We start from the raw sequence: 16,669 nt of genomic DNA, 5'->3' as shown, positions 1-16,669 counted from the left end.
AATCATAGTTATGAATTGGGAAAATCATAACTATGAACCCAAAAAGTGAAAAGACAGGGAGGTTATGCTTTCAAACGCATTACGAAAGTGCTGCCTTTGCCTAATTCACTTTCTACGGTCAGCGTGCCGCTATGTGCTTCTACGAAATCACGTGAAATGGAAAGGCCTAAACCGCTTCCTTGCACTTTCGTTCCCGGAACACGGAAATAATGGTCGAAGATGCTTTTGTGATAACGGGGGTCGATACCTTTTCCGAAATCCTGCACATATAAATCGATATATCCGTTGTCGGTTTGACGGGCACCGATAACGACATGCCCGTTTTCCGGCGAGTAGCGGATTGCATTTGACAGCAGGTTTGTCAGTACCCAGGCAATCTTCTCACTGTCTACAAACAGCTTTCCAATCTTATCTTCGGGATAATCCACTTCGATTTGAATATTGAATTTCTCGGCTTGTACACGGTTCGCCTTGATGGCATATTCTATCAGTTCGATCGGTTTCGTGATTTTGGGTTTCAATTGGAGTTTACCGGATTCAACCTGTGTCATGTTCAATAGTTCTCCGGTGATGCTCAGCAGGCGTTCACTATTATCCTTGATGCTGTTTGTCAAATCTTCCTGTTCGGGGTTTAAACCTCCTATACGTTTATCTTCCAATAATTGCAGACTCATCATGATAGCGGAAATCGGTGTTTTCAGTTCATGTGAGATGGTGGAGATAAATGTCGTTTTTGCCGAATCCAGTTCTTTGAACTCGGTAATATTTCTTAACATGATGACATATCCTTTTTTCTCCATAACGCCTTCATTGGTTGATGGCTGGGTGATAGTCATGTATTTAGCCTGGAAAAAACTTTCTTTATCATCTGCATAAATCTTAAGCGGTTCTTTCTTTTCCCGGGGGGTATCTTCAAGTAACTCACGAACCAGGCGTCGGAGCAAATCATTCCGGAGAGATATCTCCTGAGCCGATTTTTTAATAACCTCTTCCCTTTTCAGGTTCAGTACATTCAATGCTTCATCGTTGATGAAAAGTATTTCCATCTCGTTGTTCAATCCGATGATAGGTTCGCTGAGGCTGTTGATGATAGTCTCCATGTATTTTTTGCTTGCCATCATTTCCGCCAGCGTACTGGCATGGTAGTCCGCCAGGCGCTTTGCCATGCGGTTAAAGTTTTTGGAAACTTCAGCAAACTCCTGGTTCGAGCCTAAATCCAGCCGTTTTTCGTAATTATGGTTGGCTATCTCCTGGATACCGTTTGTTATTTCTTTTATCGGGTTGTTGATAGAAGCGGGGAGACGCAACAACATTCCGATGCCTATGAAGATGCAGGCTACTCCTACACAGGAAATCCATAATAAAGCCCGTTGCAGTCCCGGACCGGCAGCCGGGCTGTCCGGTTCGGTAGCCGTTAGAATCTGTAAATTTACTACAGCCAGTACGACTAATAAGACAATCATCGATACCAGTATGCCGATACCTAATGTCAGTTTCGTTTTTATATTCATAATACCGTCACTTTTTATGCAAGTATAATTAAATCAATATTCATTTGTGCCAAAGCAGACAGGAATTTTCTGTATTTCGTGATATTTAGCAGCATAAGGGGCATTCTGAATGCCGGCTGTCCCATACAGATGGTTGTTATTTGCCTTTCACGGCAGACTTCGATAATCGTGCCCGGAATGTCGGATGAGGCCACTTGTATCACTTCGCCTCCCAGTTCGGTGACTAATTTGAAATGGTTCAGCAGGTGCCGTTGCGAAGCAAGGTCGATACGGTCCGCGCTTTCGCGGTCGGTTTGTACATACAGGGCGCAAAACTGGGTATTGTAGCGGGCGGCAAGACGGGCAGCCTTGCGGATGATATGCCTTGGCGTCCGTTCATTGCTGCTGATACAGGCAAGGAATTTCTCGTGGCGTATCCCTTTATCGCCTGTGACGACTTCATTCTCCACTTTCTTTTCTACCCGGAAAGCCACTTCCTTCAGCGCCAATTCGCGCAACTGGAGGATATTGTCCGTTTTGAAGAAGTTGTTCAAAGCCAGCTCTATCTTTTCCGGGCGGTAAATTTTTCCGGCTTTCAGGCGGGTAATCAATTCTTCGGCAGTCAGGTCGATATTCACAACCTCGTCTGCCTCCTGTAGCAAACTGTCGGGGATGCGTTCCTTGACTTCTATTCCGGCAATATCTTTCACCTCTTCGTTCAGGCTTTCGATATGTTGGATATTCACTGCCGAGATTACATTTATGCCCGCATCCAGCAATTCCAGTACGTCCTGCCAGCGTTTTTCGTTCCGGCTTCCTTCAATATTGCTGTGTGCCAGTTCGTCTACAATCACTAATTCCGGATGCATCCGGAGGATGGCGTCTACATCCATCTCTTCAACTTCTTTCCCTTTGTAAAATATATTTTTCCGGGGGATAACAGGCAAGCCTTGCAGCAGAGCTTCCGTCCCTGCACGCCCATGTGTTTCGATATAACCGATTTGGACATCCACACCGTTTTCCAGCATTTCGTGCGCCTCCTGCAACATGCGGTAACTTTTCCCTACACCGGCTATCATGCCGATGTAGATTTTGAATTTACCCCGCCTGGAGCGTTTTATCAAATCAAGAAAATGCTGTACGTTATCTTTTTGTTTCATGTGTTTGTATAATACGTCGGTAAATATATATTTATTATTTGAATTGAAGCTGTTTGTCTTCCTCGGCGAATAAAATAGCCGTGTTTACTAATGCCAGATGTGAATATGCCTGGGGAAAATTGCCCAGTTGTTCTTTCGTATCGAAATCGATATCTTCGCTGAACAACCCTAAGTGGTTGGAATATTTCAACACTTCGTCGAACAGGCAACGGGCTTCATCCTGTTCCCCGATGACATACAAGGCACGGATAAGCCAGAATGTACAAATGGTGAAAGCGGAGGAAGGCAGGCCGAAATCGTCTTCACTGTTGTACCGGTACATCAGTCCTTTGTGGAGCAACGCCTTTTTTACCGCCTGTACGGTTTTATGGTAACGGATATCATCTGCATCGATAAAACCGTAGGGTTCCATTAATAGCAACGAAGAGTCCAGGTTGAGATTGCCGTATGCTTGCGAAAAACTTTGGATTTCATCTTTCCAGCCGTTTTTTATAATATCCCTTTTAATCCGGTCCGCCTCTTCCTGCCAGCTTTCGTGGTAATTGAATTTATTGAGAAGGGTTGCAATACGCGCTCCGCGGTCCATGGCTACCCAGCACATCACTTTGGAAGAAACGAAATGCTGTCCGTCTCCACGGATTTCCCAAATGCCTTTGTCCGGTTTCCGCCAGTTTTCCCTGACAATGAAGATGATGCTTTTGACCATCTCCCACATATCTTCTATTTCGTTTAGCGTACCGGGCATCAGGCGGTAATACTGGTAAATCAAGTCCATCAGGTAGCCGAACGAATCGTTCTGCCGCTGGTGATAGGCATCGTTGCCGATGCGGACAGGTTGGGTATTCTTGTAGCCGGATAAATGTTCCAGTACAACCTCTGTCAGTTGGCGTTCGCCATGAATGCCATACATTATCTGGTAGTCATGCTTGGATACGAAGGTCGATTGGATGAACTTCATAAACCGTCGTGCCGCACCATCGTGTCCAACCCGGAAAAGGGTTTCGATGGACATGGAAGCATCCCGCAGCCAGCAAAAACGGTAATCCCAGTTTCGTATGTCTCCGATGGTTTCGGGCAGGCTGGTTGTAAGTGCCGCCAATACAGCCCCGTTCCGGTACGACATCAGTTTTAAAACCAAAAGGCTGCGTTCGATAATGTCGTTGTATAACGTATATTTTTTGGTACTGTCCGTCCAGTTAAGCCAATACACCAATGTGCGGCAGTATTCCAGCTTTTCCCGTTCTATGTCTATAGGTATCACTTTCTCATTGAATGAAAGCAGGAAAAATTCATCCTTTTCGAGAACGATTTCTTCTTTCTCGACGATCTTTTGCAAAGGTAGGGACGCATAGAGGTATTGGCGGTCTTTATTGTTGGACGATGAATAGGTTTCAATATACTGTGGGGTAATGTTATAGATTGTTTTTCCCCGTGCATAATCTGGAGCCGGGTTGTAATTGACTTTTATCCGGGGCTTCCCTTTTATCCAATTGATGTAACGGTAGATTTCTGCCGGGCAGTATAAATCATTGTTTCCGTTCAGGGAATAGTAGGGCATAAAATCCATGATGGCAAATGCTCCCTCATCGGAAATGAAGCGGGTGGAAAGGATATTGGTATGAGGAATATAGGATTGTGTTATCCGGTAGTTGCCTGCTACTTCAAAGCCGAAGCTACCGCCTTTTTCCGTATCGAGTAAAGCGGCAAAAACGGAAGAAGAATCGAATTCTGGAAAACATAACCAGTCGATACTTCCCCGTTCCGAAATCAGGGCAGCCGTACTGCAATTGCCAATTACTCCATAGTTTAAGTTGCTCATAAATAGTTGTTTTTAATTATTTCCTTAATAAATTCTTTAAGTATGAAAATGTAGCTGTGAGTTGCTCTTTCAGATAGTCTTTTCCTGTACTTATATCTTTCCCGCTATCTGTTAGCTGTTGAAGGAACGGAAGAGTATCTTTCTGGAAAGGCAGGTTATACCGTGCATTTTCGGATACGGTTCCAACTTTTATTGTTATCGCAGATGCCGGGAGCGCGCGGAACATATCATCATCTGTCGTATCGTCGCCTATTGCCAGAATAAAATCGTAGCTGGTATTGGCAAGCAGGCGGTTTACTTCCGAACCTTTGGTATAGTCCGGCGATTTGATTTCTATCACTTTGTTTCCCTGCAAAACCTGCAAATTATGTTTCAGGCAAATGGAAATCAACGCATTTACCAGTTGCCGGGCGCGCAATTCCCCCAGCCATGCATCGGCTTCCCTGTAGTGGAAGACAAGTGCTGTTTCTTTTATTTCAAGATGGGAGTGGGGTGTCTTGTTTACGAATAGTTGCATGATGGACAGTATTCCGGGGCTCCAATCCGTTTTGTGGATGTTTTTATGCCAGATGCCGTATTCTTTATAAAAAGCGCCGTGTTCGGCGGCAAAAGACACAGGCAGCTTGCCCAGCCACTTTTCCAAAGTAGAATGGTCGCGTCCGCTGTTTATTACTACATGGTTTTGCGGAATTGAAGCCAGATTTTGTAATATGTCCTGTAGTTCGGATGTCGGGGCAGCCTGTTCGGGGCGGTCGTTGAAAGCCACTAAAGTGCCATCGTAGTCCAGTAGAATCAGACGCTTTTTTGCTTTGGAATAAAGGCTTTTTATTTCTTGCAGGATTGCTTTCGATATTTTCTTCTGTGAAAGTTCACGGTTTTTGTATGCTATCTCTTTCCATTCGTTTATGAAGTCTGACGCCCATTTATTCACGGTTTGTGTGGAAATGATAGCTTGCATGCGCCGGATACGTTCTTGCTGTTCGTCGAACGGCATTTCCAATGCCCGGCAAATGGCCTGTTCTATTTGGTCGGTGTCGTTAGGGTTGATTAGCAGGGCATCCGTTAATTCTACGGCTGCTCCCGCCATTTCGCTCAATATAAGTACGCCCGGGTTGCCTTGTTTGGTTGCCACATATTCTTTGGCTACGAGATTCATCCCGTCGCGAAGTGGGGTTACGAGCGCTATGTCTGCCACATAATACATGGCAGCTAATTGTTCGAAGGAAAAACTGTGGTAAAAATAGCAGACCGGAGTCCAGTTTATCGTGGAATAACGTCCGTTGATGGCTCCGATTTCTTCATCTATTTTGGTTTTGAGTCCGGCATAACTGTCTACATGGTCGCGGGAAGGGACAATCACCATGGCAAGGGTCACTTTTCCGTGGTATTCCGGATGATGTTTAAGGAAGGAGGCGAATCCGGACAAACGGTGTAAAATACCTTTGCTATAGTCCAGCCGGTCGACGGAGAGAATCATTTTATGTTTGCCGAATAGAATACGGGTCCGTTCTATCTCTTTGGCTACTTCGTTTCGGTAGGATACATGATGGTAGAGTTCGTAATTGATGCCCATAGGCAAGGTGTCTACTCTTACGATACGGTTTTCCGTCAGCACTTCATCCAGGTTAAAATTCAGATGCAGTACACGTTCCGCCGTATTGATAAAGTGGCGCATATAATCGTGGGTATGGAAAGCTATGAAATCGGCTCCCATTAAGCCTTTCAGTATTTCGGCCCGTTCGGGCAGTATGCGAAACAGTTCATAGGAAGGAAACGGGATATGATGAAAATAGCCGATGTGCAACCCGGGATGCTCACGGCGGAGCATTTTGGGAAGCAACATCAACTGATAGTCTTGTATCCAGACCCAATCGTCGTCCGATACCAGTTGGCAAATCTCCTGGCAAAATAAAGCATTGACCTCTTGGTAAGCGGCCCAGAAATCTTTTTTATACAGGGTATAGGCAAAGAAATAGTGGCAAAGCGGCCATATCGTGCTGTTGCTATAGCCCTCGTAATAATTCTTGTATTGTTCGTCGGACAGGAAGACAGGGTGGAAGTTCATCCCTTCCAACTGCCTGCTTATTTCCTGCTTGTCTTCGTCTTTGTCCACACAAAGTCCGGGCCATCCGATCCAATGCTTTTCACAATCGGTCTGTAGTGAGTTTAATCCGGTAGTCAATCCTCCTTCACTGCGTGAAAAAAGGAAAGACTTACCCTGTGGAGTGGCTTTTACCGGTAACCGGTTTGATATGATATAGAGTTTCATGTATGAACAGATATGTTTCTCCGCTTGTCAGCTTTGGAAGCCTAAGCTAAAGCCCGCCACCAGATAGGTTTTATCAAATACCGGAGCGACAATGGCTTGTATAAACAGGGGGATGGAGAAACGGTTGGTAATACGAATGTCTTTACTTGCCTTCAGGGCGATGTCGGTAAAGGCGGCTTTATTTGCATAGTACATGCCTTTCCACGGGGTGAAACCGATGGAAGGTGTCAATGTGATGTCTGCCGGACAGGCAAAATTGTAAGAAGCGCTTATATAGGTGGAAAAAGCGCGGTTCCCTTCATCGTTCGCATCTCCTCCGGCAAACATGGTAGCCCAACCGAGTGTCAAAGGAAACTTGTCGCCGAAATAATAGGACAAAGCGCCTTCGAAATGGTGGTCGTTTTTATAATCTCCATACGGATTGGAGATGCCGTTCCACCAATAATCGGTAACGGTAATACTGAAATTCCGGTATGTATAGTTCAGGTTGATATCGAATTCCTGCGCTCCGTCTATTTTAGTCAGGCTCTGGCTGCCCCAGGCGCCCAGGGAGAATCCCCCGTACGACAGTCCCAACGTGGGTTGTACGGAGAAGCCGGAATTTTGGTAGGCTCCACGCCAGATATAGTCGCTTACAAAATCTACTTTTCCTGTTACACCGAATTTTTGTGCATGAATCATTCCCGGCAACATAAGCGGTAGCATAAAGAGTAAGAACACTCTTATCCATTTACTTTTCATATTGTATTGTTTTTTATTTGAGTTGTTTGATAATTACTTTGTTTCTTCCAATGCGATATTCAGTTTCAGTACATTTACTTTTTCCGTACCTAATATTCCTAAAAACGGTTTCTCGATTGTTTGGTCTACGATAGCCTTTACTGCTTCTTCACTCATGTTCCTGGCTGTTGCAATACGCTTAACCTGTACATAGGCGCTGGCAGGCGTGATGTCGGGGTCCAACCCTGAACCGCTGGCTGTCACCATTTCTGCGGGAACCTCATTTTTACTTAAGTAAGGGTGATGGAGCAGGAATGTATCGATACGGGCGGCTACTTCGGCAAGGTATTCTTCGTTCGTCGGTCCTTTGTTGCTACCGGCGGAACTGGTTGCATCATAACCGTCGCCAGCACAAGAGGGGCGTCCCCAGAAATAAATATCTTGGGTAAAAGATTGTCCAACATTGGCTGCACCGACTACTTTGCCGTTCAACAAGGCGACTTCCGCATTGCCGGCATTAGGACCGGCAAACTGGGCGAATATCCAAAGTACCAGAATATAGAAGAGGGAAAAGAAACCACAGAATACGATTGTGAGTCTGAATGATTTTATAAAATTTTTCATCTTTGCTACTGATTAAAAGAATAAACCTACTACTAAATCGATTAATTTAATCCCTGCGAACGGGGCTATCACACCGCCTAAACCATAAATCAATAAGTTACGGCGAAGCAGGGCTGATGCGCCGATGGGCTTGTACTGGACTCCTTTCAGAGCCAATGGGATAAGGATCGGGATAATGATGGCATTGAATATCACGGCCGACAGTATGGCGCTTTCCGGACTGTGAAGTCCCATAATATTCAGGGCGGCAAGTTCCGGAATGGAAAGCATGAATAAGGCCGGTACGATCGCGAAATATTTAGCTACGTCATTTGCTATGGAAAAGGTAGTCAGCGTACCGCGTGTCATCAACAACTGCTTACCGATTTCCACGATTTCAATCAGTTTGGTCGGGTCGTTGTCGAGGTCAACCATATTGCCGGCTTCTTTGGCTGCCTGTGTACCGCTATTCATGGCTACACCGACATTCGCCTGGGCGAGGGCAGGGGCGTCATTGGTTCCGTCGCCCATCATGGCAACCAGTTTTCCGGAGGCTTGCTCTTTCCTGATATATTCCATTTTATCTTCCGGTTTGGCTTCGGCTATAAAATCGTCGACACCGGCTTTCTCAGCGATATATTTTGCGGTCAACGGGTTATCTCCGGTTACCATCACTGTTTTTACCCCCATTTTACGCAGGCGTTCGAAACGTTCCTGGATACCCGGTTTGATGATGTCTTGCAGTTCGATCACTCCGGCGATTTCTTTATTGATACTGACGACCAGAGGAGTTCCTCCGTTGCCGGTGATTGCACGGATGATGTCTTCCGTTTCTTTCGGGAATGGTTTTCCGGCAGCTTGCGAAATCTTCCGGATAGCGTCGAATGCACCTTTGCGTATTTCCGTTCCGTCCTTTAAGTTGATACCGGAGCATTTGGTCTCGGCTGAAAACTTAATCATATGAGCCCCTTCCGTGTTCAAATGGCGCATACGTATGCCAGATTCCCGTCCCAATTCGATAATCGATTTTCCTTCGGGAGTATCATCGGAGACGGAGGAGAGGAGGCAGGCTTCAATAAAAGCATGTTCATCCACTCCCTGGGCGGGGTAAAACTTGGTCGCTTTCCGGTTACCGATAGTAATCGTACCGGTTTTGTCCAGCAAAAGGGTATCGATGTCGCCGGCAGTTTCGACCGCCTTACCCGATTTGGTTATTACATTGGCACGCAATGCACGGTCCATTCCGGCAATACCGATAGCCGAAAGCAGGCCGCCGATCGTCGTAGGTATCAGGCATACGAACAAGGAAAGAAACGAAGCGATTGTGATAACTGTTCCGGTATAATCGGCAAAAGGTTTCAGGGTGATACAAACAATTACGAAAACCAGTGTGAATGCTGCCAACAGAATCGTTAATGCGATTTCATTCGGGGTTTTCTGCCGGGAAGCGCCTTCTACCAATGCAATCATTTTATCGAGGAAACTCTCTCCCTGTTGGGTGGTGACCAGCACTTTAATCTTGTCGGACAGAATCTTGGTACCTCCGGTTACAGAACTTTTGTCTCCACCGGCTTCGCGGATGACGGGAGCGGACTCGCCGGTGATGGCACTTTCGTCGATGGATGCCAGGCCTTCTATGATTTCTCCGTCGGCAGGTATTACGTCTCCGGCTTCACAAACAAAGAGGTCTCCTTTCTTCAATTGGGAACTGCTGATGTTTTTTATCGTTCCGTTCACAACCAGTTTGGCTGGCGTTTCTTCGCGGGTTTTTCTCAAGCTGTCTGCCTGCGCCTTGCCCCGTGCTTCTGCTATTGCCTCTGCAAAGTTGGCAAACAACAGGGTGATGAACAGGATGACAAATACCCATACATTGTAAACGAATGAACCTTGTGTAGTATTGAAGAGCGAATAAATCGTTACCAATAACATAATAACGGTACAAACCTCAACCGTGAACATGATCGGGTTCTTTATCATTACCCGCGGGTCCAGTTTTACGAATGATTGTTTGATACTTTCTATCACTTGCTCCTTTTGAAATAAAGAAGCGGGTTTATTATCTTTCATACTGCTGAATAATTTGCTTATATTCTTTTATTCTTGATTTATATGTACTTATAATGATAAGTGTTCGGCAATTGTGCTTAGCGCATGTACCGGGAAGAAAGATAATGCTGCAACGATAAAGATAACGACGAACGTCATGATACCGAAGGTGGCAGTATCGGTCTTCAATGTACCGGCACTTTCCGGGATGAATTTCTTATTGGCCAGCAATCCGGCGATGGCAACCTGTCCGACAATCGGAATGAAACGTCCGAATATCAGTACAAGGCCGCAGGAGTAGTTCCAGAACCAGGTGTTATCGCCCAATCCTTCAAAACCGGAACCGTTGTTGGCTGCGCAGGAAGTATATTCATAAAGCATTTCACTCAGCCCGTGGAAACCGGGGTTATTCAACCAGCCGCCTTCGTTGGCTACGAAACCGGGAGCATGGACGAACAGATAGGCAGCCAAGGCTGTGCCTACCAGAATGATAAAAGGATGGAGCAATGCAACGATAGAAGCAATCTTCATTTCCCGCGCTTCCACTTTTTTTCCTAAAAATTCCGGTGTACGTCCAACCATCAAACCGCTGATAAATACAGCGATAATAATAAAGGTAAAGTAATTCATCCATCCTACGCCTACACCTCCGAACCAGGTGTTGATTTGCATGTTCAGCATTTCGATCATTCCGGATAACGGCATGGTAGAGTCGTGCATACCATTCACCGAACCATTGGATGTAACGGTGGTGGTGACACTCCATAAGGCAGTTGCGGCCGAGCCTAACCGGACTTCTTTTCCTTCTATCGCCCCGCCATCCTGGGCGATGCCTAAAGCATCGATGCGCGGATTTCCTCCCATTTCCTGATTGACATTGATGATTACCCCTATCAGGTAAGCAGCCAGCATGACGGCGTAAATGCTGTAACCTAATTTTTTACGTTTGATATAGAATCCCAATGCAAAGACCATTGCCATAGGAAGGATCAGGATAGACCAGCATTCAACCATATTGGCAAGGTAAGTCGGGTTTTCCAACGGATGGGATGAGTTAACGCCGAAGTAACCGCCTCCGTTTGTTCCTAACTGCTTAATCGGCACGATGGCGGCCGTTGGGCCTTGCGATACATATTGTTTGGCGCCTTCCATCGTAGTCACTTCCATTTTACCGTCGAATCCCATAGGCGTGCCTTGAAGGATCAGGATAAAACCAACGATTAAAGAAAGCGGTAATAAGATACGCGTACAGCTCAGGACCAGGAAGTTCCAGAAGTTACCAATCGTTTGGGTCGTTTTGGCGGCAAGGGCTTTCATGATACCCGCCATGGCAGCCATACCTGTTGCCGCTGTGATGAACTGGAACAGCATGATGACGAACAACTGGGTGAAATAGGTCAGGCCGCTTTCCCCGCTATAGTGCTGTAAGTTACAGTTAACCATGAAGCTGATACAGGTATTGAATGCCTGATGGGCCGTTTGTCCCCCGTTGCCATCCGGGTTAAGCGGTAAAATACCTTGCGTTACCAATAATACCATACCCCAGAAGAACCAGAAGAGGTTGACAACGAGCAAGGCTCTCAGGTATTGTTTCCAGTTCATCTCTTCGGTAGGGTCGATACCACTTAATTTGAACATAACCTTTTCGACGGGCTTCATAAAATCCAGCCACGTCTTTTCCCCTTTATAAACTCTTGCGATATATCTCCCCAGCGGATAACTGAGGGTTACCATCAGGACAATTTGTGCTATAACACCTAAAATTTCTGTATTCATAACTTTTCTGTTTTTTAGAATTTATCGGGTTTGATAAGCACATACATTAAATAAATGAACATAATGACACCTACTACAAATAATGCTGTGTACATAATTGACTCTCCTTTTACTTTTAGATTTTCTCGAACCAGTCTATACATTTAAAAAATAACCAGAAGCAGGCTGCACCGCTCAGGATACAAATCAGAAAACCGAATGAAAATAAATCCATAATTACTTTTTTTTGATTAATACTCTTGTTAGTTGCACTGTTATATGCCAAATGCGTGCCATAAGAGGATTTGTTTATGTAATATTCTGGATTATAAGGAGATATAAGGAAATGATAGGGGCGTAACAAAGTATGTACCTTTTCAAAATGGAAAGGTACGGGTTTCAAAATGGAAAGGCGGCAGTGGATTAAATACCGTATTCTTCTATTTTACGGTAGAGCGTGGTAAGTCCGATTTTCAATAAACGGGATGCCTCTGTCTTATTACCCTTTGTATATTGGAGGACTTTGGTGATATGGTGTTTTTCCATAGCGGCAAGCTCGAACTCGGAGTAGTTTTTACAGGAGGCCTGTTCTGTGGCTTGGTTTTGCATATCGATAGGGAGGTCTTGGCGGGTCAGTTGCCGGTCGCAAATAATCAGGCTACGCTCTATTACATTACGCAGTTCGCGGATATTGCCTTTCCAGTCGGCAGCTTTTAAGGCCTCTAAAAAGTCGGGAGCCATGCCTTCTACCTGTTTCCCTAACTTGATGGAAAATTGCCGGATAAAAGAGTTCGCCAGCAATTCGATGTCTTCTTTCCGTTCCCGCAGAGGGGGGATATGTATCTGGAAGACCGAAAGGCGGTAGTATAAATCTTCGCGGAAGTTTCCGGCTTCGATTTCTTTTTTCAAATCCCGGTTGGTGGCGGATATGACGCGCACATTTACTTTGGTAGGCTTGGTATCGCCGATTTTTATATATTCTCCGGCCTCGAGCACACGCAGTAACTTGGCTTGCAGTTCAAATGCCATTTCTCCGATTTCATCTAAGAAGATGGTTCCGTTGTCGGCTACCTCAAACAATCCTTTTTTATCTTTGGTTGCACCGGTGAACGAGCCTGCTTTATGTCCGAACAGTTCGCTTTCCAGCAAATCTTTGCTGAAAGCGGAGCAGTTTACGGCAACAAATGCCTGGCTTTTTCGCTTACTGGCTTGATGGATGGCTTGTGCGAAAACTTCTTTGCCTGTTCCGGTTTCTCCTGTCAGTAAGACGGTCACATCTGTGACTGCCACTTTTTGCGCCAGCGAAATGACTTGCTGTATGCCTGCCGATTTCCCTTTTATCATCTCAAAGGAATAGGCTTGGGGGGAATCATCCTTTTTTGTTTTCTCCTTGATATTCATCCGGGCTTTTTCCATGGCGCGGCTGAGGAGCGGTATAATTTTATTATTGTCGTCTCCTTTGGTTATGTAGTCGAAAGCCCCGTTCTTAATCGCCTGGACACCATCCGGTATATTTCCGTGTGCTGTCAGTAAAATGACTTCTACCTCCGGATATGATTGTTTGATGGTGGTAACTAAATTTACCCCGTTTCCGTCGGGAAGAAACACATCACACAACACAACCTGGAGGGGGTGTTCCTTTAACTGTTTCAGGGCAGACTGGCAGTTTGCCGCCTGGAAAACTTCATAACCTTCCAGTTCAATGATACGCGAAAGCAATTTGCGTATTTGGGGCTCATCATCTACAATCAATATACTGTCCATATTCGCTTACTATAGAAATATCATAATGGGAGATTCATTCGGCTGCAAAAATAGTATATATTTATCAAGGACCTCCTATCTTTTTTCATCAAACACTCATTTCCATAAAATTTTGAATTTCGAGTAGTTGTATTTCCTTTTATATTTCCTTTTCCTTTTGTAGGGGTTTTTGCAACATTAACCGGGGTTATTACTGCATAACCCCCAGTTAATGCAACATAACCCCCAGTTAATGTTACATAACCCCTGGTTTTGTTGCATTAATTCCATGATCAGTATCGACTCCCTCTCTTTCCGGATAGGGTGTCTTTCAATTTAAGTTTATGAGCAATCTCTAATCCTTATTATAGCTGTACGGTAATATATTTCATAGTTACGAGTCATGTAACCGATCATTGTGCAATAGACTGCCAAGGATTGTTTTTTATAGAATAGAGGAAAAAACAAACAGATTCCTTTGTGGCTGATTAGACAAAACCGTATTTTTAGAGGCATAATACTGATATTGATGGATTATCAGAATGTATATGATAAAAATCAAGATACAATATCATGTCTGACTTAATAAAAAATATGAGAACAACAAAAATGTACGTTTATATAACAGACTCTTACGATGTGAAATAAGAAGTCAGTTGGATGATATTTTAGAAGAAGAGATTTAATAAGATACTTAGAGAAAATAACAGCGAAGCATTAAATGACCGCTGTTAGCATAACATTATCTGCATAAAAATACAAAATATGAATGATAGGTTATTCAAAATATTAAAGAAAGTGTATTTCAAAAAGAAATACATCAAAGATGAAAAAGGCTATCTCCGTGAAATTGATTGTGGAGATAAGTTTGATTGTGATACAAAGACAATTCATTATGCGACAAATAACTTAACTCCTGCCGAATATGCTTATCTTATAGAGTCTGGTTATCCTGTAAATGAGGTCGTTCATTTAACACACAACCAATGTATTGAAAAATACAAGTTCGTTTTGCAGAACGAAAATATAAGCCTAAGAAGCTGTTTGTCTACCTTTGTTTGTGGATTTGGGAGTTTCCCAAGGGGCAGACAGCCGATTCTAAGTTATTTGTTTGCAAGAGCCGTTCCTATCCACAATTTTGTTGGAGATGGGTGCTGTCCGATTTGCTCAATTAAGGTAAATAACTGGTTGCAACGTGGAGAAGAAATCTTCAGGTTATATTATGGCTATGCGTGGAATGAAGGTTGGGACGCTTATGTAATAGACTTGGAAGAATTTTCCAAATTGCCACTATGCGAACCGACTGAAAATGACATTACGGTTTTTCGTACTCTTATTGATTACATTCGTAATGCTCCAGCAGAAGAAACACCTGGTAAGTTGGAACAAAGAATAAGAGCGGCAAAGATTGTTCCCGGTTATGAAAAATATCGTTTTCGAGGTCAACTTATGGCACTTGCAGAACTTGGTATCATGCCAAATCCATATATAAAGCCTCTATTTGAAGGCTTTACACCGTTTGAAGAAAGATGTTATATGAGTGATAAAGCTACGACCAATTTCAGGTCTGATATAATCTTACCGCTTTCCGGATGGCGGGGAAGTAATCCTATAAATGAGGAACGGCTCAATGAATTATTTGGAGATATTATGTAACATTGCAGATGACAAGCGGATAAATATCCTACAAGGGCGATTATTCGCCAATCATCATTAGCATCGAATTAATAAATAAAAAATGAAGAAGCATACCAATAAAGGCATAAGACCGGAAGAAAATACAAAGGCTGATTTATTTCCTTTGAGATATTTCAATTTTGCTTTAGAAAATGTACAAAAAGCGGAAGAGAGTTTAAAGGTATTAGATTACGATGATGGTTGTCAGTATTTACTTGTAAATCTTGATATGTTAATCACAATCTGCAAGAAATATCCAACAACAGCCTCAATGGGGATTTATCGCCTAAATATTATTAAATGCGGTTCTGCTTATAGAGGGCAAAGTGCAAAATATGAGTTTGTATATGATAAATTACATTTCGGGAGATATATTGCAAAGTAAAGATGAGTACATAGCGCAGGGGGTGGCTGTTGGCTCACAAGAAGGACTGGGAACAGGACTTGCTTTTAAACTGTCAAGTCAATTCCCTGAAATCCAAAAACTCTTTAAGAAGTATACAAGAAACACCAAGTTCCAGGCTGGCGATGTGTTTGTAGGAGAAATCAAAGGTTGCTCTCCAGGCATAATCTACATTGCTACACAGCCGGATATGTATCATGCAGAACTTGCATATCTGAATAAAGGATTGAAACGCTTAAAGAAAGTGTGTGCAGGCAAAGGCATTAAAACCGTATCTCTCCCGAAAATAGGCGCAGGCTTGGGCAAGTTGGATTGGAATAGTGAAGTCAAGCCTTTACTCGAAAGCGTTTTATCAGATTGTGAAACGGTATTCAATGTATATGAAGAGTATAAGATTGAATACGAAAATTAGTTTATAATATGCACCTGTTCCACCTAATAGCGGCAAGCTGCAACCCATTATTGTCAATATGAATAAAATATGAAGTAAAACAATATATAGATGACTGCATTGTTGAGAATCCGGATATTGACTTAAACGGTTTGTCTATATTAACACAACCTGACGAACTGCACTATCTGGCAAATGTGGTGAATTGGGATATTCACATACCAATATTAGTTTGGATTGTGAAGCAAGCTATATGTAGCGAAGCCACTGCTTTAATGATTTTTTGGCAGGCACAACCGCAAGACTACATTATTTATAAGTGGAATACCACCCGAATATATGTGCAAATGTATAAGCCCTACCGTTGTAAAGAGGGTATTTATTCTTACATACCTGCCAAGTCATTCAAACCTTCCCGTAAAATAGAGGAGAACATGATTTTCTCGTATAGCCTGTTTTTATCCAATATTCCGCACTATGACGGGAAAAAGAAAGATTCTTCCCAAACAGATAAAACTATTTTTGTCAGTTATAGGAAAGAAGTGTATATTGCATTGGAAAAGCATCTGAAAGAAAAAAAATAATATATTAAT

14 protein-coding genes are annotated in these 16,669 nt (G+C 43.6%); 4 read left to right on the top strand and 10 right to left on the bottom strand.

All coding sequences use genetic code 11. The features are described 5' to 3' along the window. Positions 1-62: 62 nt before the first annotated feature. The 10 genes from ACGE0T_RS09910 to ACGE0T_RS09865 form a co-directional block, all read right to left on the bottom strand. Entirely contained in the window at positions 63-1,511 is a 1,449-nt protein-coding gene (locus ACGE0T_RS09910) for a HAMP domain-containing sensor histidine kinase (protein WP_459190300.1), read from the bottom strand. Positions 1,512-1,525: 14 nt separating this feature from the next. Then, on the bottom strand, positions 1,526-2,650 hold the full coding sequence (locus ACGE0T_RS09905; RefSeq protein WP_459190299.1) for a sensor protein KdpD: 1,125 nt from the start codon (positions 2,648-2,650) through the stop codon (positions 1,526-1,528). A gap of 34 nt (positions 2,651-2,684) precedes the next feature. Continuing rightward, complete coding sequence (locus ACGE0T_RS09900; protein WP_459190298.1) at positions 2,685-4,469, bottom strand: glycoside hydrolase family 15 protein; 1,785 nt, start codon at positions 4,467-4,469, stop codon at positions 2,685-2,687. A 16-nt stretch (positions 4,470-4,485) separates the two neighbouring features. Continuing rightward, the gene (locus ACGE0T_RS09895) at positions 4,486-6,738 is read right to left on the bottom strand and encodes a bifunctional alpha,alpha-trehalose-phosphate synthase (UDP-forming)/trehalose-phosphatase (protein ID WP_459190297.1); all 2,253 of its coding nucleotides are present in this window, start codon (positions 6,736-6,738) and stop codon (positions 4,486-4,488) included. A 27-nt stretch (positions 6,739-6,765) separates the two neighbouring features. After that, positions 6,766-7,479 (bottom strand): TorF family putative porin, encoded by a 714-nt coding sequence (locus ACGE0T_RS09890; protein WP_459190296.1) that lies wholly within the window; start codon positions 7,477-7,479, stop codon positions 6,766-6,768. A 33-nt stretch (positions 7,480-7,512) separates the two neighbouring features. Then, positions 7,513-8,082, bottom strand: a complete 570-nt coding sequence (locus ACGE0T_RS09885) for a K(+)-transporting ATPase subunit C (protein WP_459190295.1) — start codon at positions 8,080-8,082, stop codon at positions 7,513-7,515. A 12-nt stretch (positions 8,083-8,094) separates the two neighbouring features. Then, a complete protein-coding gene (kdpB, locus tag ACGE0T_RS09880) occupies positions 8,095-10,128 on the bottom strand; it encodes a potassium-transporting ATPase subunit KdpB (protein ID WP_459190294.1) in 2,034 nt (677 codons plus the stop codon). Positions 10,129-10,176: 48 nt separating this feature from the next. Beyond that, entirely contained in the window at positions 10,177-11,883 is a 1,707-nt protein-coding gene (kdpA, locus tag ACGE0T_RS09875) for a potassium-transporting ATPase subunit KdpA (RefSeq protein ID WP_459190293.1), read from the bottom strand. A 14-nt stretch (positions 11,884-11,897) separates the two neighbouring features. Further along, the gene (kdpF, locus tag ACGE0T_RS09870) at positions 11,898-11,978 is read right to left on the bottom strand and encodes a K(+)-transporting ATPase subunit F (RefSeq protein WP_459190452.1); all 81 of its coding nucleotides are present in this window, start codon (positions 11,976-11,978) and stop codon (positions 11,898-11,900) included. Positions 11,979-12,285: 307 nt separating this feature from the next. Beyond that, a complete protein-coding gene (locus tag ACGE0T_RS09865; RefSeq protein WP_459190292.1) occupies positions 12,286-13,626 on the bottom strand; it encodes a sigma-54-dependent transcriptional regulator in 1,341 nt (446 codons plus the stop codon). 744 nt (positions 13,627-14,370) lie between these two features. Here ACGE0T_RS09865 and ACGE0T_RS09860 point away from each other — a divergent pair. The 4 genes from ACGE0T_RS09860 to ACGE0T_RS09845 all read left to right on the top strand — a co-directional run bounded on the left by ACGE0T_RS09860 (position 14,371) and on the right by ACGE0T_RS09845 (position 16,660). Further along, positions 14,371-15,261: a hypothetical protein gene (locus ACGE0T_RS09860; protein ID WP_459190291.1), complete on the top strand. Its 891-nt coding sequence runs from the start codon at positions 14,371-14,373 to the stop codon at positions 15,259-15,261. An 82-nt stretch (positions 15,262-15,343) separates the two neighbouring features. Further along, positions 15,344-15,667 (top strand): hypothetical protein, encoded by a 324-nt coding sequence (locus ACGE0T_RS09855; RefSeq protein WP_459190290.1) that lies wholly within the window; start codon positions 15,344-15,346, stop codon positions 15,665-15,667. Then, the gene (locus tag ACGE0T_RS09850) at positions 15,630-16,097 is read left to right on the top strand and encodes a macro domain-containing protein (protein ID WP_459190289.1); all 468 of its coding nucleotides are present in this window, start codon (positions 15,630-15,632) and stop codon (positions 16,095-16,097) included. The genes ACGE0T_RS09855 and ACGE0T_RS09850 overlap by 38 nt, the downstream gene beginning before the upstream one ends. Before the next feature lie 131 nt (positions 16,098-16,228). Then, a complete protein-coding gene (locus ACGE0T_RS09845; RefSeq protein WP_459190288.1) occupies positions 16,229-16,660 on the top strand; it encodes a DUF4274 domain-containing protein in 432 nt (143 codons plus the stop codon). The last annotated feature ends 9 nt before the right edge of the window (positions 16,661-16,669 follow it).

The organism is Parabacteroides sp. APC149_11_2_Y6 (assembly GCF_054506995.1).
This window is presented reverse-complemented; position numbering and strand designations above follow the sequence as displayed.

Coding starts and splice junctions, on each gene's coding strand:
- ACGE0T_RS09910 (WP_459190300.1), bottom strand. CDS start 1,511: ATGAATATAAAAACGAAACTGACATTAGGTATCGGCATACTGGTATCG.
- ACGE0T_RS09905 (WP_459190299.1), bottom strand. CDS start 2,650: ATGAAACAAAAAGATAACGTACAGCATTTTCTTGATTTGATAAAACGC.
- ACGE0T_RS09900 (WP_459190298.1), bottom strand. CDS start 4,469: ATGAGCAACTTAAACTATGGAGTAATTGGCAATTGCAGTACGGCTGCC.
- ACGE0T_RS09895 (WP_459190297.1), bottom strand. CDS start 6,738: ATGAAACTCTATATCATATCAAACCGGTTACCGGTAAAAGCCACTCCA.
- ACGE0T_RS09890 (WP_459190296.1), bottom strand. CDS start 7,479: ATGAAAAGTAAATGGATAAGAGTGTTCTTACTCTTTATGCTACCGCTT.
- ACGE0T_RS09885 (WP_459190295.1), bottom strand. CDS start 8,082: ATGAAAAATTTTATAAAATCATTCAGACTCACAATCGTATTCTGTGGT.
- kdpB (WP_459190294.1), bottom strand. CDS start 10,128: ATGAAAGATAATAAACCCGCTTCTTTATTTCAAAAGGAGCAAGTGATA.
- kdpA (WP_459190293.1), bottom strand. CDS start 11,883: ATGAATACAGAAATTTTAGGTGTTATAGCACAAATTGTCCTGATGGTA.
- kdpF (WP_459190452.1), bottom strand. CDS start 11,978: ATGTACACAGCATTATTTGTAGTAGGTGTCATTATGTTCATTTATTTA.
- ACGE0T_RS09865 (WP_459190292.1), bottom strand. CDS start 13,626: ATGGACAGTATATTGATTGTAGATGATGAGCCCCAAATACGCAAATTG.
- ACGE0T_RS09860 (WP_459190291.1), top strand. CDS start 14,371: ATGAATGATAGGTTATTCAAAATATTAAAGAAAGTGTATTTCAAAAAG.
- ACGE0T_RS09855 (WP_459190290.1), top strand. CDS start 15,344: ATGAAGAAGCATACCAATAAAGGCATAAGACCGGAAGAAAATACAAAG.
- ACGE0T_RS09850 (WP_459190289.1), top strand. CDS start 15,630: ATGATAAATTACATTTCGGGAGATATATTGCAAAGTAAAGATGAGTAC.